The sequence below is a fragment of the Pseudomonas sp. ADPe genome, assembly GCF_014843515.1.
Lineage (GTDB): Bacteria > Pseudomonadota > Gammaproteobacteria > Pseudomonadales > Pseudomonadaceae > Pseudomonas > Pseudomonas citronellolis.
The window spans coordinates 6,587,537-6,605,567 of sequence record NZ_CP062122.1; the positions used below are offsets into that span (position 1 = coordinate 6,587,537).

12 protein-coding genes are annotated in these 18,031 nt (G+C 68.6%); 3 read left to right on the forward strand and 9 right to left on the reverse strand.

All coding sequences use genetic code 11. From position 1 onward, the window contains the following. The first annotated feature begins 101 nt into the window (after positions 1 to 101). Positions 102 to 1,730, forward strand: coding sequence for a twin-arginine translocation signal domain-containing protein (locus IG194_RS29585; RefSeq protein WP_058489637.1), 1,629 nt, complete (start codon positions 102 to 104; stop codon positions 1,728 to 1,730). Between the two features lie 54 nt (positions 1,731 to 1,784). On the opposite strand, the gene IG194_RS32935 is transcribed toward IG194_RS29585, so the two are convergent. The 9 genes from IG194_RS32935 to IG194_RS29630 all read right to left on the reverse strand — a co-directional run bounded on the left by IG194_RS32935 (position 1,785) and on the right by IG194_RS29630 (position 14,959). Further along, positions 1,785 to 2,738 (reverse strand): hypothetical protein, encoded by a 954-nt coding sequence (locus IG194_RS32935; RefSeq protein WP_225617143.1) that lies wholly within the window; start codon positions 2,736 to 2,738, stop codon positions 1,785 to 1,787. Positions 2,739 to 2,772: 34 nt separating this feature from the next. Then, positions 2,773 to 3,723, reverse strand: coding sequence for a hypothetical protein (locus tag IG194_RS29595; RefSeq protein WP_064987677.1), 951 nt, complete (start codon positions 3,721 to 3,723; stop codon positions 2,773 to 2,775). A 3-nt stretch (positions 3,724 to 3,726) separates the two neighbouring features. After that, positions 3,727 to 6,492, reverse strand: coding sequence for a toxin VasX (locus IG194_RS29600; RefSeq protein WP_058489638.1), 2,766 nt, complete (start codon positions 6,490 to 6,492; stop codon positions 3,727 to 3,729). Then, on the reverse strand, positions 6,489 to 7,052 hold the full coding sequence (locus IG194_RS29605; RefSeq protein WP_058489639.1) for a DUF4123 domain-containing protein: 564 nt from the start codon (positions 7,050 to 7,052) through the stop codon (positions 6,489 to 6,491). The genes IG194_RS29600 and IG194_RS29605 overlap by 4 nt, the downstream gene beginning before the upstream one ends. Then, positions 7,049 to 9,100, reverse strand: a complete 2,052-nt coding sequence (gene tssI, locus IG194_RS29610; RefSeq protein WP_192353603.1) for a type VI secretion system tip protein TssI/VgrG — start codon at positions 9,098 to 9,100, stop codon at positions 7,049 to 7,051. Before tssI ends, IG194_RS29605 begins: the two co-directional genes overlap by 4 nt. A gap of 137 nt (positions 9,101 to 9,237) precedes the next feature. After that, positions 9,238 to 10,650 (reverse strand): efflux transporter outer membrane subunit, encoded by a 1,413-nt coding sequence (locus IG194_RS29615; protein ID WP_058489640.1) that lies wholly within the window; start codon positions 10,648 to 10,650, stop codon positions 9,238 to 9,240. 11 nt (positions 10,651 to 10,661) lie between these two features. Further along, the gene (locus IG194_RS29620) at positions 10,662 to 12,641 is read right to left on the reverse strand and encodes a MacB family efflux pump subunit (RefSeq protein WP_058489641.1); all 1,980 of its coding nucleotides are present in this window, start codon (positions 12,639 to 12,641) and stop codon (positions 10,662 to 10,664) included. Continuing rightward, the gene (locus IG194_RS29625) at positions 12,642 to 13,814 is read right to left on the reverse strand and encodes an efflux RND transporter periplasmic adaptor subunit (RefSeq protein ID WP_058489642.1); all 1,173 of its coding nucleotides are present in this window, start codon (positions 13,812 to 13,814) and stop codon (positions 12,642 to 12,644) included. Between the two features lie 131 nt (positions 13,815 to 13,945). Beyond that, complete coding sequence (locus IG194_RS29630) at positions 13,946 to 14,959, reverse strand: FecR family protein (RefSeq protein ID WP_043272786.1); 1,014 nt, start codon at positions 14,957 to 14,959, stop codon at positions 13,946 to 13,948. A 284-nt stretch (positions 14,960 to 15,243) separates the two neighbouring features. Between IG194_RS29630 and IG194_RS29635 the strand changes: the two genes are divergently transcribed. Both IG194_RS29635 and IG194_RS29640 read left to right on the forward strand, forming a co-directional pair. Continuing rightward, complete coding sequence (locus IG194_RS29635; RefSeq protein WP_082996314.1) at positions 15,244 to 17,532, forward strand: acylase; 2,289 nt, start codon at positions 15,244 to 15,246, stop codon at positions 17,530 to 17,532. Positions 17,533 to 17,659: 127 nt separating this feature from the next. Continuing rightward, positions 17,660 to 17,962, forward strand: a complete 303-nt coding sequence (locus IG194_RS29640; RefSeq protein ID WP_043315116.1) for a transcriptional repressor — start codon at positions 17,660 to 17,662, stop codon at positions 17,960 to 17,962. The last annotated feature ends 69 nt before the right edge of the window (positions 17,963 to 18,031 follow it).

Here is an 18,031-nt window from a genome sequence, read left to right on the forward strand (position 1 = left end):
GTGCGGGCGGAAATTTAGCGCCGGCGCACCGCTAAATTTGCCGCCGGGCCGACCGTTCTAGCCTCGGTACAGCCTGCTTGGCGACGGACACAGGACGGACGATGACGGTTTCTCGACGCGGTTTCATGGCGGCCCTGGCGGTGACGGGGGCGGCGGCGTTGCCGACGGCGGCTTACTTCGGCTACCGCGAACTGCAGCGCCGCGAGCTGGACGCGCGGGAGCCGGAGACGCCCGGCGAAGCCAGCCTGGAAACCAGCGCCGGCGCCGAGCTGCGCCTGGCCGACCGCCTGCGCGGCATCTGGGATCTGCGCCTGCTTGACCCTGGGCTCGGCCTGCCGGGCCTGCCCGCCGAAGGCCTGCAACTGGTCCTCGACTGCGGCCCCCGCGGGCGCGGGCTGATCGGCTGGCTGGACACCCCCGAGCGCCTGCGCGGCACGGAACAGCCGCGCTACCGGGTGCTCGGCGACCTGGTCGGCGCCAGCTCGGCGAACATCCGCTGGCGCCTGCTGGGCGAAGGCAACACGCCCAGCCACGAATGCAGCGCCGTGTTCGACGAGGTGTGGGACAACTTCGCCAACGCCGGCGACGGCACCCTCAGCGGCCGCCTCCAGCGCCTGGACCGCGACCTGTCCCTGCCGCAGCAGGACTGCCGCTTCGTCGCCAAAAAACGCCCCTTTCCCCTGGCCCGCGAGCGCCTGCCTCTCAACGAGGCGCTGCTGGCCTGGCTGGTGTCGCCGCAGCACCGCCTGTTCCACCAGCTCTGGCATGCCTCGCGGGACAAGTGGCACCACCTCGACGAGGCCCAGCGCAACGCGCTGCGCGGCGTGGGCTGGCAGCCCGGGCCGCTGGACGCCGAACGCGACGCGCGCGGCCGGCACAAGGACCGCAACGCCTCGGGCATCGACTTCCTCTTCATGCACCGCCGCATGCTGGCCAAGGCCCGCTCGCTGCAGGACCTGCCGTCCTGGCAGCGCCTGCCGCCGCCGGCGGTGCCGCTGGAATACGACCGCGCCGGCTTCATCCGCTACTTCGAGAACGCCGACGGCTGCTCGGTGCCGCCGGCCTGGGTGGCGGTGGACGATGACGAATACAGCCAGTGGCTGCACGGCCTGAAGAGCGCCGACGCCTACCACGGCAACTTCCAGGTCTGGGAGTCGCAGTACCAGGACCCGGCCTACCTGGCGAAGCTCACCCTGGGCCAGTTCGGCTCGGAGCTGGAACTGGGCCCGCACGACTGGCTGCACATGCGCTGGGCCAGCGTGACGCGCGACCCGTCCAACGGCGCGCCGCTGATGACCGACCGCAACTACGCCGACTTCGCGCCGCGCTGGTTCCTGCGCGAGAACGACTTCCTCGGCGACCCCTTCTCGTCCCACGTGAACCCGGTGTTCTGGTGCTTCCACGGCTGGATCGACGACCGCATCGAGGACTGGTTCCGCGCCCACGAGCGCTTCCACCCGGGCGAGGTGCGCCGCGCCGAGGTGCTGGGCATGCCCTGGTTCGCCCGCGGCCGCTGGGTGGAGATCGACGACCCCTGGCTGGGCCCATCCACCCACGGCTGCGGCCTCTCCGACCTGCAGGCGAGCAGCAGCGACCTGGCCCTGGACGTGGAGACCATGAAGCTGGCGCTGCGCGTCGTCTTCACCGAGGAGGAGGAGCGCAAGGGCTGGCTCGCCCGCGCGCCGCGGCGGCCGTGGTATGCGCGGAATCTGAAGCTGGCGGAGCGCTGAGCCGGGCGGTGAATCGCTGGCACGCAAGGGGAGTGTCGTTGCCAGGTGGGTGGCTCAGACGTCCAGCCCCTGTTCCCGCTCCAGATCGATCAGCCGGGTGGTGGGGCCGTCGGGGCGCAGGCGTTCGCGGATCAGTTCTGGCCATTGGCGGCGGGAGCGGCGCTTGGCGACGTCGTAGGTAAACTTCTGGATGGCGAACATGGGCGCAAAAAAAGCGCCGCCCACTATGCCTACAACATCGCTGTATTCGAGATAGTTACGCCCCTTGTTGGCCTTGTATTTTTCGACGAGCACTGCCCAAAAGGCGCCTATGAGCTGACCGGATGAGTTCGTGTCAGTCAGGCTTCGTATCAACGCATCCGACTCGCTGTGTCGTCCCTGTTCATCGAACCAGGGACCGTTGTCCATGAAGGCCCGCAGGTATTCCCAGAAGCCTTGCTGCATCGACAGGCGCTTGCCGATGGGTAGGCCCACGGGAACGATGACTCGCTCCTGTGGGTGGCCGTAGCGGTGCATCAGCACTTCCAGCGCAGCATGGCGCATCCGGCCATAGTTAGGGCCCACGGTGGCGAACTCGTAGGCTGCCGCCGTAATGCCATCCCAGGGGGAGTGATACAGCTTGCCGTCCTGCTCGTAATACAGCTCACGGGTTCGGCGGTTGATAACCAGGGGGAGGGGGAGGGGGCGTAAAACTTCCCAGAGAAAGGGGACAACTAGCGAAATCAAAACGAACAGTAGGCAATAGGTAAGCCATTCCCAATCCCTTTCCATGTAGGAATGCAGCGCTCCTACTAATCCAAGGATGCCGTTTATCTCCCCTATCATTCCGGTTGGAATACCTTTGAACGAACTATCCCCATGCTTGATGGCGATATGGCTCTGCGTATGTTCCTCCACATCCGGCAGGCTCATCAGGGATGCACCGGATGGCTGGTCGGCATACAGCAGGCAACTGTCGGATGCCCCGCGCAAGCGAGGTTCGAAGGGGTGTGGACGGGGTTCGGTCATGGACTGGCCCGAGTTGGGTTTGTCGGGGAATCCCTCAGACATTTGGCCCTTGCTCCCGCTCCAGATCGATCAGGCGGGTGGTGGGGCCATCGGGGCGCAGGCGTTCGCGGACCAGTTCTGGCCATTGGCGGTGGGAGCGGCGCTTGGCGACGTCGTAAGTGAAATACTGGATCACTTCTATGGGAAACATCAGCGGGCCGGAGAGCAGCAGTAGGAAGCGGGTCGCACTTAGGAAGTTCTTTCCATTGTTGGCCTTGTATTCTTCTTTCAGCAGCATCCAGTCCAGGCTGAGGGAAGTTCTTCTCTTGTTGATGACCAGGCTGAGGTTGAACTCAGGCGACTCGCTATGTCGGCCCCGCTCGTCGAACCAGGGACCGTTGTCCATGAAGGCCCGCAGGTATTCCCAGAAGCCTTGCTGCATCGACAGGCGCTTGCCGATGGGCAGACCCAGGGGAACGATGACCCGTTCCTGCGGGTGGTCATAGCGATGCATCAGGACTTCAAGCGCAGCATGGCGCATCCGGCCATAGTAGAGACCCACTGTGGCGAACTCGTAGGCCGCCGCCGTAATGCCATCCCAGGGGGTGTGGTACAGCTTGCCGTCCTGCTCGTAATACAGCTCACGGGTTCGGCGGTTGATAACCAGAGGAAGGGGGAGGGGGCGTAAAACTTCCCAGAGGAAAGGGCCGATAAAGGATATCAAACCTACCAGTAGACAGTAGGTGACCCACTCCCAGTCTCGATCCAAATAGGCAGCCCAAGCTGTTACCAGCCCGAAGATACTACCTAGACCTCCCAGTGCTCCGGTTGGAATGCCTTTGAACGAGCTATCCCCATGTTTGATGGCGATATAGCTTTCTGTATGTTCCTCCACATCCGGCAGGCTCATCAGAGACGCACCGGTTGGCTGGTCGGCATGTAGCAGGCAACTGTCGGATGCTCCGCGCAAGCGGGGTTTGAGTGGATGCGAGTAGAGTTCGGTCATGAATCAATCCAGGTCGATATCGATGGGCGGCAGGCTCAGGCCGTCGATGGGCTGATACACCAGGGTCCCGCGGATGCGCTTGAGCGCCCGGGTGTCGTCCTCCTCGTGGTAGACCCGGCGCAGGCGCAGGCTGCCGTCCGCTTCCGGCGGCAGGGCGCGGGAACCCTGGTCCAGTTGGAAGGGGATGGGGTCGTTCTCGCCCCAGGCCAGGGGGCGGCAGCCGGCCGGCTCGCTGCCGAAGCCGAACAGGCCGCCCTGCTGCCATTCCTCCTGGCCGTCGAAGCTGAGCATGCCCTGGCGGTACTGGCGCTGGCCGGGCAGGCGGATGAACAGGTAGAGGCTGCTCAGGGCGCCGGTGTAGGGGTTGATTTCGTCGAGCCGTTCCAGGCTCATGCGCACCGGCAGCACCACCTGGTAGAAAGCCTGCAGGGTGGTGAGGTAGCTGCCGGCCCAGTCGGCCGGGCGGATGCCGAAGCGGGTGCCCTTGATCCAGCGCTCCAGCGGCGTGTCCTGGGTGAAAAGCAGCGATACCAGGCCGGCCAGCATGGTCACCGTCAGCCCCAGCAGGCTCAGGCGCAGGGGTAGCGAGAGCACGCGAACGCCGGTGGCCAGGGCTTCGGCCTCGCCGGCCAGCACCGCAGCGCGCGCCGCACGGTACGTCTGCATGGCCTGCCACGAAACAAGGGAATAGGCTGCACTGGTTCCCGACAGGCCAGCGTAGGTGGCGCTACTGTCCAGGTCGCCGGCTCGGTAGGTGTCCAAAGCTTTCCAGCCGAAGAGTAAGGTATCGAGGCCAGCAGTCACTGAGTGAAGGAACATGGCGAGAGCACCAATTCCCAGTGCTTTTTCTAGGAGTTCCTGAGTTGCTAAATAGGTTTGACTAGGCTGTGACGTGTAGCGCTCCCAATTCAGTTCCCTAAGTTGTTGAATAACTGTGGTGTAAGCAGTTCCTACTGCCAACGTAGCGCTTCCTGCTGCGATAAAGTTCTGAGCCCTTCTCTTGTAAAACCACTCTTCCCCTGACTGCCAAAGATTCCATGCTGCCACCAGGAAAATCAGCGACTTCAGCGGCGCCTCTTCGATTATCTCGCCAATGCTTCTGGGTAATTCCAGCGACACTCCTTGACCCCTGAGCAGCGCGGCCGTCTCGGCCGGAGGCAGCGGAGCAGCATGGCCGGGCCGGGGGCTGGGCAGGAGTTTCAGGTGTGGCACGGCGCGCCCTTCCTGGCGCGCCAGTTCCTCCATTTGGTTCTGCAGGTTGCGGCGACGGCCTTCGCCGTGCTCCTGGCCCATCGGCAGGCTGAGCCATTGCAGGGCCTGGCGCGGGGTCAGGGGGGCCGCTTCCAGGCGTTGCTGGCTGCGAGCGAGCATGGCTGCCATCAGGACGTAGGCGGTCTCGTCGGTCTGCTCGGCGAGGTTGCGCAGGTGGCCGCCCAGGACCGGCGCCAGCGCTGCCGGCAGGGGTTCGCTGGCTGCCGCCACGGCCAGGCGTTCGAGTTGTCCGGCGCTGTGGTTGAGGGCGGTGCTCAGGGCAAGGGCCCGGGCCATGTTGGCGCCGGCCTCCGCCAGGTCGCCGGTGAGCGTTTCCAGGGTTTCGGGAATGTGCAGCAGTTGCTTGAGTTCGGCGCCACCGATGCGTTGGGCAACGCCCAGCACCGCCCATAGCAGCCAGGGTTCGTCCTGGGCGCCGGGGCGCAGGGCCCGCTCGATGGCCTTGATGCCCGACGCGGTGGCCGAGGGGCCGAGGATGGCGGCGGCGAAGCTGGCTTCGAGGCCGTCGCGGGCGGCGGGGTTGCCGATGTCGAAATGGCCGCAGGCGCTTGCCAGGCTGTGGCAGGTGTTCGCCTCAAGGGTGTCGAACCAGTGGCTCCAGCACTCGGCGATGCGCCGCCGGTCCTGTTCCAGGGCTTCGAACTCCCTTTCCTGCTCGTACAGGGTCGCTTGCAGGCGCGGGTAGTCGACCATGTCGGGCAGGCGAATGCCCTTGTCACTGTCGCCGACCGCTCTTATCACGGAGGCCACGGCCCAGTCGTCATTGCGGTGCCGGGTGAGCTTGTCGAACGCCTGGTTGCGGGCGCGCAGCAGGCCGGCCAGGTCGATCAGCACCGCCCAGGGGTCGTCGACCACGGCGTAATGCTGTTGTTCGCATTCGCGGAGCCGCCGCAATTCCCGCTCGCTGAGCGCCCAGTAGGCCGGCTCGCGGGCGCAGCTCCAGCGGAAGTTCTCGGGCGCGTTGTCGGCGATCTGCGGGTGGAATGCGAGTAGCGGAGCGCTGGCCGGCGCCAGTCCGGGGGTGATTTTGCGCATGCAGCGCTGGCGCAGGTCGGCCTGTTCCCTGGCGGCCTGGAACCGGGCATCGCTCCAGCGGATGGGCGACCAGGCCAGGCTAGCCGGGCTGCCGGCGACGAGCATCAGGTAGTGCAGGGCATCGTGTTGCAAGGTCGCCGGGTTGCGCCGAGTCGCCTTGAGCAGCGCTCCCTCGACCTGATATTCGTTGAGCGTCTGCCGGGCCTCCTCCCACACGTACAGCCAGCCGTCCCGCAGCAGCCGCGGTACGTAGCCCAGGGCGCGGTCCTGCAACTGCGGGTGATCCGGCCCCAGGTCCGGGATGGCCCCGGCCAGCGCCGGCAGGCCCAGTGCCTCGGCTTCCAGGCTGGATGGATGGCGGGGATCGAGGGGGCCGATGGCATAGCGCACGGGCAGTACGGCGGCCAGCAGCGGGCAGGCCGCGGGCTTGAGTTGCTCGGCGGCGCTTGGGGTGTGAGTCATGCCTGGCTTTCCTGTTCGTCGTGGGGTTCCTGGGCCAGGCTTGCCAGCAATGGCCAGCCCAGTACGATTCGCGCTTCCAGGGCCGCCGTAGCGGGGGCGCAGTCGAGTTCCGGCGCGGGATTGCTCCAGGCCCGGATCGGCCCGTCGGCGCCCGGCAGCCAGACCGCCGCCACGCCGTGCCAGAAGCCGTCCGGCCAGGCCTCGGCATTCGCCCAGGCGTTGCGCAGGGGGTTGGCGTCCGCGAGCCTCAGCCAGAGCTCGCGGCCATCCGGGGCGCGGATGCGCAGGCGGCGTTGCAGGCTGACGCACAGCACCTTGAGTGGCACCGTTCTCTCCAGCCAGACCGCTCGCTCCAGACCCGGCGCCGCTTGCGCCCAGGCCTGCTGGAGCACGCCCCCTGCCGGGGCATCGAGGAGAAATGGCCCGGCGCTCTCGATCGGCGCATAGGGCGTGCCGCGCAACAGGGGAAGCGGGGCCTGGCCCGGATAGTGACGGCGCAGCCAGCCGCCGGGATCGTCGAAGGCTGCCCCGTCGAGCAGCAATGCGCCTTGCTCGTTCATCGGGCCTCCTGCTCCTGCCTGGCTGCTTCGCAGACTTCGCAGAGGCCGCCTTTGGCTTCCTTGAACAGCACGTGTTGCTTGACCAGGGCGCTGAGCGGCAGTCCTGGCTGGGACTGGTCCACCTGTTGCTGCGGCCCGGGCAGCAGGGGTGCAGCCGGTGTGCCGGTGCCGGGGCTGCCTCCACTGTTGAGCTTGACGTCGGCGCCGCTGAGGGTGACGCCAGCACCGTCCAGCTTGACGAAGCTGCCGCCGGCCTTGAGGGTCAGTTCGCTGCCGGCTTCCAGCACCACCTTGAGCCCGGCGGAGAGGTGGATTTCCTGACCGGCCTCGATGAACTGGCCACTGCCGAGCTTCAGGTGCTGGTCGTTGCCCACCGTCAGGTGGTCGTCGGCGCGCACCTCGACCTTGCGGTCGCCATGGGTGGTGCGGTGTTCCTCGGCCTTGAACTCGCTGTAGGCGTTGGCCTCCACCGTGTCGTGGCGTTCGTGGCCGACACGGATCTTCTGGTCGTGCTCGATGTTCTCGTCCCAGTCGCGCTGGGCATGCAGGTAGATCTGTTCCTGGCCCTTGCGGTCCTCGATGCGCAGTTCGTTGTAGCCACCGCCGCCGGGGCTGGAGAGTGTCTTGAACAGACTGCGGGTCTTGTTCGCCGGCAGCTCGTAGGCCGGCAGGTGCTCGGCGTGGTACAGGCAGCCGCTGATCAGCGGCTGGTCCGGGTCGCCCTCGAGGAAGGTCACCAGCACTTCCATGCCGATGCGCGGGATGGCGATGGCGCCGTACTGCTTGCCAGCCCAGCTGGAGGCCACGCGCAGCCAGCAGCTGGTCTTGTCGTCGGCCTGGCCTTCGCGGTCCCAGTGGAACTGCACCTTGACCCTGCCGTAGCGGTCGCAGTGGATTTCCTCGCCCTTGGGCCCCGTCACCACAGCGGTCTGGCTGCCCAGCACGCGCGGCTTGGGATGCGCCAGCGGCGGGCGGTAGGGCACGTCCCAGGGCGTGGCGAGGAAGCGGTTGCGGTAGCCCTGCTGGAAGTCGTCCTTGCCGTCGCGGGCGTCGCTGGTGACCGACTCTTCCAGCACCTGCGGCTGCTTGCCTTCGTGCCGCACTTCGGTGAGCAGCCAGAGGTCGTTCCACTCGCCGCGCGGGTGCTCGCGCAGGGGCAGGAAATGGCCGCTGCGCAGGCTCGGCTGGTCGCTGCGGCCTTCGGCCTGGCGGTAGTCGGCGCGGTGCCTTTCCAGGCTGCGCTGGCTTAGCAGCTTGCCGCGCTCGCGGTCGGTGAAGCGACCGGGGTAATCGTAGTCCTCGAGGTCCGGGCGACTGTCGCTGCGCGCCGTGATTTCCAGTTGCAGCCTGGGCTTCTCGAAGTCGTAGTCGCGGCGGCTGACGCGGGCGGTACGGGTATCCAGACGCTGACCGAAGCGCTTGATCACCGGCAGGTCGGCGACCAGGCCGGAGTCCTGCTGGTAGGCCACCGGCGCCAGCTTGGGAAAGGCCGTCTGGTCGTCGCCGAACACCAGCAGGTGCCCGTCGGGGCTGTGCTCGAAGTGGTAGTGGAGGCCTTCCTCTTCGCACAGGCGCTGGACGAAGTGCAGGTCGCTCTCGTCGTACTGGGTGCAGTAGTCGCGCGGCGGGTAGACGGTGGGGCCGAGCTGGAAGCGGTAGGCGTCGGCGAGGATGCCGTGTTCCTCCAGCACCCGGGTGATGATCTGCGGCACCGTCAGCTGCTGGAAAATGCGCTGGTTATGCCGATGCGCGAGGTAGGCCAGGCGCGGCACCAGGCTCACCTGGTAGCGGGTCAGGCGCTTGCCGGATTCGCCCTGGGCCACCCGGTGCAATTGGCCATGGATGCCGTGGCCCTGCCCCAGGTCCAGGTAGGCGCCCTTGTGCAGCAGGCTTTCCAGGTCCAGGTCGGGACGTTCGCTGACCAGTTCGATGTCGAAGCGGTAGGGCTGGTTCAGGGCTTCGCGGCCATGGAATTCGAGCACCTGCAGGTCGCTGTCGAGGCCGTCGATATTCAGGCTGAAATGGGGCTGGTTGGCGGGGGAGAACATGGCTGGCTTCCTTTCCAAGGAAAGCCGCTATCACAGCAGGTCCGCACTAGGCAGGCCTGTAGGGGGTATCCGTCAACGGAGGATGAATCGGCTGAAGAAGGCAGGAGTGCCAGTGCCTGGGTGTGAAGAGCGCGGCGTCAGGGCCGCCGGGCGAGGCTGCCGCTCTCTTCCCAGCCGCCCCCCAGAGCCTTGAACAACCCCACCGCCGCCTGCAGGCGCGCCAGGCGCAGCTGCACCGCGGCGTCCTGCGCCTGGTAGAGGGTGCGCTGGGTGTCCAGCACCGTGAGCAGGGTTTCCGCGCCGGCCTGGTAGCGGCTGTCGGAGAGTTCGAAGGCGCGCTGCGCCTGTTCCAGTTCCTGCTGCTGCCAGTGCAGCTGGCGGTCGATGCCGTCGATGCCGTTCAGCGAGCGCTCGGTGTCGGCGAAGGCGCCGAGGATGGACTTGCGGTAGTTCTCCAGCAACTCGCGCTGCAGCGCCAGGCGGCGGTCGCGCTCGGCGCCCAGGCGGCCGTGGTTGAAGATGGGCGCCAGCAGGTTGGCGCCCAGGTCGTAGTAGGAGGTGCGCAGCAGGTCGGAGGCGTGATTGGCGCCTGAGGACAGGTCGGCCGTCAGCGTCAGGCTGGGCAGCATCGCGGCGCGGGCCACCTGCACGTCGGCCTGGGCCGCCGCCAGTTGCGCTTCGGCGCGGGCGATGTCCGGGCGGCGGGCGAGCAGTTCGCTGGGCAGGCCGGCGCCGATCTGCGGCCAGCGCACGCTGTCGAACGGCTGGCCGCCGAGTTTCAGGGCCGGCAGCGGTTCGCCGATCAGGGTGGCCAGGGTGACCTGGGCATCGCGCTCCTGTTGCAGCAGCAGCGGCAACTGGCGCTGCTGGGCGGCCACCAGGCCGCTCTGCTGGGCCACTTCCAGCTCGGTGGCGGAGCCGGCCTCGCGGCGGCTGCGCACCAGGCCCAGGACCTGCTCGGCGTTCTCCAGGTTGAGCCGGGCGATGCGCTGCTGTTCGCGCAGGGCGAGCACCTGCAGGTAGGCGTCGGCGACCCCTGCCACCAATGTCAGCTCCACGGTGGCGCGGTCGTATTCGCTGGCCTTGAGGCTCTGCAATGCGCTGCGGTAGGCGGCGCGGCGGCCGCCCCAGAAGTCCACTTCGTAGCTGGCGCTGAGGCCGGCGCTGAAGGTGTCCACCGCTTCGTCGTCCTCGCTGGCGTCGATGCCGCTGTAGCCGGTGCCGTGCAGCAGCTTCTCGCGGGTGACGCCCAGTTGCGCGTTGACCTCCGGCAGCAGCGGCGCGCCGGCGATCACCGCGCTGGCGCGGGCCTGGTCGACACGGGCGATGGCCGCGGCCAGGTCCTGGCTGTTGTCCAGGGCACGCTGGACCAGGCCGTCCAGCTCGCCGGCGCCGAAGCGCGTCCACCAACGCTGCAGCTCGCCGCGGCGGGTGTCGCCGGCGCCGTACTGCCAGGCGGGCGGGGTGGCGATGCCGCTGTCGAGGGGTTGCGGGGCGCCGGCGCAGGCGCCCAGCAGCAGGCAGGCGGGCAGTAGGCTCAGGGCTTTCATTCGGGGGTCCGTCATTGGCTGGCCAGGGCGGCCACCGGGTCGAGGCGGGCGGCCTTGCGCGCCGGCATGAAGCCGAACACCAGGCCGGTGGCCAGGGCGCAGGCGAAGGCGCCGAGGATGGCCGCCGGGGAGAAGGCCACCGCCACCTTGCCCAGCAGCAGCGCGCCGCCGATGCCCAGGGCGATGCCGACGCCGGCCAGGCCGCCGACCACCGAGAGCAGCGTGGCCTCGGTGAGGAACTGGCGCAGGATGTCGCTCTGCCGCGCGCCGGTGGCCATGCGGATGCCGATCTCGCGGGTGCGTTCGCGCACGGTCATGAGCATCACGTTCATCACCCCGATGCCGCCCACCAGCAGGGAGATGGCGGCGATGGAGCCGAGCATCAGCGACAGGGTGTTCTGGGTGTGCGCCTCGGCCTGGATCAGCGCGGCGTTGTTGGTCAGCTCGTAGTCGCGCTGGCCGCGGTGCAGGCGCTGCATCAGGCGGTCGATGGCCTTTTCCGTCTCGTGCACGCGGCGGGCGTCGGCGGCGGCGATGATCACGTATTCCGGGTTGCGCGTGCCGAACAGGCGGATGCTGGCGGCGGAGTAGGGCACGGCGATGCGGTTGTCGGCGTCCTGGTCGCCGGAGCTGGAGCCCTTGGCCTGCAACACGCCGACCACCTGGAAGGGCACGTTCTCGATGAGGATGTAGCGGCCGATAGGGCTGGCGCTGCCGAACAGCTTCTCGCGCACCTTGGCGCCGATCACCGCGACCGTGGCGGCATTGGCCTCGTCGCGCTCGGTGAAGTAGCTGCCTTCGCTCACCGGCCAGTTGAGGATGTCCGGGAAGTCGGTGTTGTTGCCGCCGACGTAGGCGTGGTAGTCCAGGCTGCCGTGGCGCACCACCAGTTCGCCGCCGTTCACCGGCATGGCCATCTTCACCTGGGGCAGGGTGGCGATGGCCGCGACGTCGTCCAGGCTGACGACGCCCATGGGCGTGCGCGGGTTGGGCGAGTAGCCGCTGAGGTAGATGATGTTGGAGCCGAAGGCGCCCATCTGCGCCATCACCTGGCGCTTGCTGCCTTCGCCCACGGCGAGCATCACCACCACCGAAGCCACGCCGATGACGATGCCCAGCAGGGTGAGGGCGGTGCGGAAGCGGTTCAGCCACATTACCCGCCAGGCCGCGCGGATGGCTTCCAGCAGTTCGGCGCGCCAGGCCCCGGCGGGCTCGGTGCTGCCCTGCTGCAGGCGCTCGCGCAGCTCCTCGGCGCGCAGGCCGGGGGTGGCCGGTTGCGACGGCGCGCCATTGGCGCTGTCGCTGACGATCTCGCCGTCGAGCACCTCGATGACGCGCTTGGCGCGGGCGGCGACGTCGCGGTCGTGGGTGATCAGGATCACCACGTGGCCCAGGGCGGCCAGCTCGTCGAGCAGCGCCATGACCTCGGCGCCGCTGTGGCTGTCGAGAGCGCCGGTGGGTTCGTCGGCGAGGATGATGTGGCCGCCGTTCATCAGGGCGCGGGCGATGGACACGCGCTGCTGCTGGCCGCCGGAAAGCTGCTGCGGGCGGTTGCCGGTGCGCTCGCCCAGGCCCAGGCGCTCGAGCAACTGGCGGGCTCGGCCGTGGCGCTGCAGGGCCGGGGTGCCGGCATAGATGGCCGGCATCTCGACGTTTTCCTGGGCCGAGGCCGAGGGGATCAGATGGTAGCCCTGGAACACGAAGCCGAAGGCCTCGCGGCGCAGCCAGGCCTGCTCGTCGCTGTCCAGCTCGGCGACGTCACGCCCGGCGAACAGGTAGCGGCCGCTGCTGGGGCGGTCGAGGCAGCCGAGGATGTTCATCAGCGTCGACTTGCCGGAGCCGGAGGCGCCGACGATGGCGACGAACTCGCCGGGGTGGATGCTCAGGGAGATGCCGCGCAGCACCTCGACCTCGGGGCTGCCGTTGCCGCCGTAGCGCTTGCGTACGTCGCGCAGTTCGATCAGAGGGATGTCCTGGAGGGTTTCGCTCATTCAGCCCTCGCCATTGTCCGGGGCGGCCATCAGCAGGCGTTCGCCTTCCTGCAGGCCGGACAGCACCTGGACGTGCAGGCGGTCGCTGATGCCGGTCTCGACCTTGCGGCTCTCTGGCTTGCCGTTGCGCCCCACCACCCAGACGTGGCGGCCACCCTGGCCGTCTTCATGCAGCGCGGCCACGGGGGCGGTGAGGGTGCCCTGGGCGGTGGCGGCGACGAAGAACACCTGGGCGGTCATTTCCGCCATTAGCTGGTGGTCGCTGTTGTCCACGTCCACCAGCACCGTGTACAGCACCACCCGGCCGCTGCCGCTGGAACCGCTGGCGGAGCCGCTGCCGGTGCTTTCCTGGTTGTTCGGGTCCAGCGGCTTGGGCGGCACCGGGAGGATCTGCCGCACCGTGCCGCTCCAGCGCCGCCGCTCGCCGGCAAGGGTGGTGAAGTAGGCCGGCATGCCCGGCTTGACGCGGCCGATGTCGGCCTCGGAGACCTGGGCCCAGACGGTCATCGGCGAGAGCTTGGCGATGCGCAGGATCAGCGGCGTCTGTTGCTGGGCGTTGAGCGTCTGGCCCTCGCGGGCGTCCACCGCCACCACGGTGCCGGACATGGGCGCGTAGATGCGCGTGTAGCCCAGCTCGGCCTCGTCGCTGCGCAGGGTGGCCTTGGCCTGGTGGATCTGCGCCTGGTACATGTCTATCCGCGCCTGGGTCGCCTGCACCTGCGCGTAGGCGGTCTGCACGTCTTCCTCGCGGGTGGCGCTGGCGGCGGCCAGGCGCTGCTGGCGCTGGTACTGCTGGCGCGCCAGCAGGTGCTGGGCGCGCTGCTCGGCCAGCTGCGCCTTGAGCACTTCGATGGAGTAGCGGCCGGCGTCGACCCGCGCCTGCTGGGTGGAGGGGTCTATCTCCACCAGCAACTGGCCTTCCTTGACCTCGTCGCCGGGCTCCACGTGCAGTTTGAGTATCTGCCCCGATGCCTGGGCGCCGACGTCCACGTAGCGCCGTGGCTGCAGGGTGCCGAGGGCGGTGACGCTGCTTTCGATGTCGCCACGGGCGACCGGGGCGGTGATCAGGTCATCGCCGCCGAAAGGGTGGGTCTGCCAGGCGGCGACGGCGAGCAGGGAGGCGAGGAGGGCTGCGATCAGCAGCGTGCGACCAGTACGACGGGGGCGTTTCATTCGGGGTTCCGGCCAGGGCTTGGAAGGCATGCCGCCGCGGGGGCGCGGCCAGGCATGCGCTTTCGGGAAGACGGATGATGCCCGGGGAAATTTAGCGCCGGTAGGGCTGGCGGAGCTTTATTCGCGCGCTGTTACAACTGCGCGTAGCGGCTGCTGATGCGGATGCTGCCGTTGTCCAGGCGCTGTAGCTCAACCGGCAGCACCCGGGGCAGGGCATTGACCAGTTCCTGCAGGTTGCGCGTGCGGTAGGTGCCGCCGATGCGCAGGTTGGCCACCGTCTGGTCGGCCAGCACCAGCGGGGCGTCCAGGTAGCGGTTGATCAGCGGCAGGGCGGCGCCCAGCGACAGGTCGTCGAGCACCAGGCGGCCGTCGCGCCAGGCCAGGACCTGGACGGGGTCGGCGCTGGCCACCAGGGGCTGGAGCATGCCGGCGCGGTAGCTGGCCTGCATGCCGGGGGTCAGGCTGCTGTCGTTGCCGTCCTTCTCGCTGCGCACCCGCACCGAGCCTTCGGTGACGGTCACGGTGACCTGGTCCTGGTACTTCCACACGTCGAAGCGCGTGCCGGTGACGGTGATGCTGCCCTTGGCGGCGCGCACCACGAAGGGGTGGCTGGCGTCGTGGCTGACGTGGAAGTAGGCCTCGCCCTGGTCCAGCACCACCCGGCGCACGTCGCGGAAATTGGCATAGGACAGGCGGGTATTGAGGTTCAGCTCGACCTCGCTGCCGTCGGGCAGCACCACTTTGCGCAGGGTGGCGTCGGCCTGGTAGCGGTGGTAGCTGTCCGGCACCCAGCCCTGCAGCCAGCCCAGGTAGCCGGCGGCCGGCAGTACCAGCAGGGCGAGGGCGGCGGCGCGCAGTTGCTTGCGCCAGGAACGCCGGCGGCGGCCCGCCTGAGCCGGTGGGCGTGGCAACGGTGGGCGGCGGCCGGTAGTGCGCGGGGTGGGGCGGACTTCCAGCAGGTGCGCGCTGAGCTTCCAGATCTTCTCCACTTCGGCGTACTTGGCCGCATGTCGCGAGTCGCTTTCCAGCCATTGCTGGAACTGCGCACGCTCGGCATCGCTGCAGTCCGGCTCGTGCAGGCGCATGCACCAGTGCGCGGCGGCCTGCGCCACGGGATCGCTCGAAGGGGAAGGGGGGGTAGTCATGAGGGGGCCGGTTGAACCTTGCCGCGCCTGGATCCGGCGCCGCCATGGCGGAGGGATGATGGGCGCAATTATAGGAGAGCTCGCATCCTACGGAAAGCCGCGGCCGGGCGCCAGCCACCCCGATCCAGCCTTGCCGGGGCGCCTACGGCGGGCGTCGGTAAAGTTTCCCGGGTGCGCTTCGTTCCCTGAATGCCGGCGTTCGGGGCGGAGCATTCATGCCACCGAAGGCCGCGACTTCCCGTCGTCCTGCGCCATCCGCGGCGCGCTCGTACAGAGATGAATCGATGCAAAAGCGCACCCTCGTGGCCGGCCTCGCCGGCGCCTTGCTCGGCCTGCTGCCCCAGGCCCAGGCCGACATCGCCCGCCCGGCCGCCCTGGCCGCCGACATCCGCTGGACCGCCTACGGCGTACCGCACATCCGCGCCACCGACGAAGGCGGCCTGGGCTTCGGCGTCGGCTACGCCTACGCTCGCGACAACGCCTGCCTGCTGGCCGACGAGATCGTCACCGCTCGCGGCGAGCGTTCGCGCTATTTCGGCGCCGAGGGCGAGTCCTCGGCGCAGGTCGGCAACCTCGCCTCGGACGTCTTCTTCACCTGGCTCAACCGCCCGGAATCGGTGGAGGCCTTCCGCAAGGCCCAGTCCGCGGAGGTGACGCAGCTGCTGGAGGGCTATGCCGCGGGCTTCAATCGCTTCCTGCGCGAGGCCAGCGCCGACACCACCAGTTGCCTGGGCCAGCCCTGGCTGAAGCCGATCGACAGCGGCGACCTGGTGCGCCTGACCCGTCGCCTGCTGGTGGAGGGCGGTGTCGGCCAGTTCGCCCAGGCCGTGGTGGCCGCGGCGCCGCCGGGTGCTGCCAATGCGGCTTTGACCGGCGCGGAGGGCTTCCGCCTGGCCGATCAGCGCCGCGAGCGCTTCCGCCTGGAACGCGGCAGCAACGCCATCGCCGTCGGCGCGGAGCGCTCGGCCAGCGGCCGCGCCCTGTTGCTGGCCAACCCGCACTTCCCCTGGCAGGGCGCCATGCGCTTCTACCAGCTGCACCTGAGCATCCCCGGCAAGCTCGACGTCATGGGCGCGGCGCTGCCCGGGCTGCCGGTGGTGAACATCGGCTTCAACCGGCACCTGGCCTGGACGCACACGGTGGACACCTCCAGCCACTTCACCCTCTACCGCCTGGAACTGGACCCGCAGAACCCGCTGCACTACCGCCTGGACGGACGCTGGCAGCCGCTGGAGAAGCGCGTGGTGAAGGTCCAGGTACGCGGCGCCGACGGCCAGTTGCAGACAGTCGAGCACAACGTCTATGAGTCGGTCTACGGCCCGCTGCTGGTCTGGCCCGGTAAGCTCGACTGGAGCGCCGGCGAAGCCTACGCCCTGCGTGACGCCAACCTGGGCAACACGCGGGTGCTGCAGCAGTGGTACTCGATCAACCAGGCGCGCGACGTGGCGGACCTGCGCCACCGCGTGGAATCCCTGCAGGGCATTCCCTGGGTCAACACCCTGGCCGCCGACGAGCACGGCGACGTGCTCTACCTGAACCAGTCCGTGGTGCCCAACCTGACCCCGGGGCAGTTGCAGGCCTGCGCCATTCCCGCGCTGGTGGCCGAGGGCCTGCCGGCGTTGCAGGGCAACCTCGGCCGCTGCGGCTGGAGCCGCGACCCCGGCGCGGCGCAGCCCGGCATCCAGCCGGCCACGCAACTGCCGGCGCTGGTGCGCCGCGACTTCGTACAGAACTCCAACGACAGCGCCTGGATGACCAACCCGGCGGCGCCGCTGGAAGGCTTCTCGCCGCTGGCCAGCCGCCAGGACCAGCCCCTGGGCCTGCGCGCCCGCTTCGCGCTGCAGACCCTGCAGGGCAAAGGCTCTATCGACGAGCCGCTGCTGCAGCGCTTGGTTACCGGCAACCACGTCTACGCCGCCGACCTGGTGCTGCCCGACCTGCTGCAACTGTGCCGCCAGGCGCAGGAAGCAGCGCTGTCGTCCGCTTGTGGCAGCCTCGCCAAGTGGGACCGCAGCGCCAACCTCGACGCCGGCCCGGGCTTCGTCTATTTCCAGCGCTTCATGACCCACTTCGACGGCCTGGAGGGCGCCTGGAAGGTGCCGTTCGACCCCGCGCGCCCGTTGCAGACGCCCAGCGGCATCGCCCTGGACAAGCCCGAAGTGGCGAAACAGGTGCGCGAAGCGCTGCTGGCCGCGACGAAAGAGGTGCATGAGCTGGGGCTCGACCAGTGCCAACGCTGGGGCGAAGTGCAGGTCAGCAGCACGGCCAAGCCGCCGATTCCGATCCCCGGCGGCGACGGCCACCTGGGCATCTACAACGCCATGCAGAGCGTGCCCCAGGGCGACCACCTGGAGGTGGTGAGCGGCAGCAGCTACATCCAACTGGTCAGCTTCACCGCCGAGGGCCCGCAGGCCAAGGGGCTGCTGGCCTTCTCCCAGGCCAGCGAGCCGCGTTCGCCGCACCATGCCGACCAGACCCGGCTGTTCTCGCGCCAGGCCTGGTCGCCGCTGCCCTTCACCGAGGCGCAGATCGAAGCGGACCCCAGCCTGCAGGTGCTGCGCCTGGCGCAATGAAAGGAGGCGTACTCCCATGATTTCCAATGAGCTTCAGGCACCTGCGCAACGGATTCGAGCATGCAAGAGGAGGGCGGCGCACCCGCAGCACTGGCTGCGCCCGGCCCAGGGGGACAAGGAGAAGCCAATGACCCAATCCAGAGCCAGCGAGCCCGCCCGGCGGATTCTGGCCCATGCCGGCCTGCGCACCAGTCTGCCGCGGCTGGTGGTGTTGAGCGCCTTCCACGAGCAGGACGCCTACACGGTGGAGGAGCTCTACCAGCGCCTGCGCGAGCCGACCAACTCCATCACCCAGGCCTGCGTACAGAGCACCCTGCGCAGCCTGGGGCGCAGCGGCGTGCTGGTGCGCGATGCGCAGCGCCGCTACCGCCTGGCGCCCTCGTTCGCCATGGCGCTGGGCGAAGAGGGCGAGGCTCGCCGTCTGCAGTGATGCGTCGCTAGAGATTCCTACAGAAAACGCTAATAAGACGCATTCTAAATTTCCGCAAAGCGGTCTCGT

Excerpts from the sequence above, each read along its gene's own strand:
- IG194_RS29585 (WP_058489637.1), top strand. The coding sequence starts at position 102 with ATGACGGTTTCTCGACGCGGTTTCATGGCGGCCCTGGCGGTGACGGGG.
- IG194_RS32935 (WP_225617143.1), bottom strand. The coding sequence starts at position 2,738 with ATGACCGAACCCCGTCCACACCCCTTCGAACCTCGCTTGCGCGGGGCA.
- IG194_RS29595 (WP_064987677.1), bottom strand. The coding sequence starts at position 3,723 with ATGACCGAACTCTACTCGCATCCACTCAAACCCCGCTTGCGCGGAGCA.
- IG194_RS29600 (WP_058489638.1), bottom strand. The coding sequence starts at position 6,492 with ATGACTCACACCCCAAGCGCCGCCGAGCAACTCAAGCCCGCGGCCTGC.
- IG194_RS29605 (WP_058489639.1), bottom strand. The coding sequence starts at position 7,052 with ATGAACGAGCAAGGCGCATTGCTGCTCGACGGGGCAGCCTTCGACGAT.
- tssI (WP_192353603.1), bottom strand. The coding sequence starts at position 9,100 with ATGTTCTCCCCCGCCAACCAGCCCCATTTCAGCCTGAATATCGACGGC.
- IG194_RS29615 (WP_058489640.1), bottom strand. The coding sequence starts at position 10,650 with ATGAAAGCCCTGAGCCTACTGCCCGCCTGCCTGCTGCTGGGCGCCTGC.
- IG194_RS29620 (WP_058489641.1), bottom strand. The coding sequence starts at position 12,641 with ATGAGCGAAACCCTCCAGGACATCCCTCTGATCGAACTGCGCGACGTA.
- IG194_RS29625 (WP_058489642.1), bottom strand. The coding sequence starts at position 13,814 with ATGAAACGCCCCCGTCGTACTGGTCGCACGCTGCTGATCGCAGCCCTC.
- IG194_RS29630 (WP_043272786.1), bottom strand. The coding sequence starts at position 14,959 with ATGACTACCCCCCCTTCCCCTTCGAGCGATCCCGTGGCGCAGGCCGCC.
- IG194_RS29635 (WP_082996314.1), top strand. The coding sequence starts at position 15,244 with ATGCAAAAGCGCACCCTCGTGGCCGGCCTCGCCGGCGCCTTGCTCGGC.
- IG194_RS29640 (WP_043315116.1), top strand. The coding sequence starts at position 17,660 with ATGACCCAATCCAGAGCCAGCGAGCCCGCCCGGCGGATTCTGGCCCAT.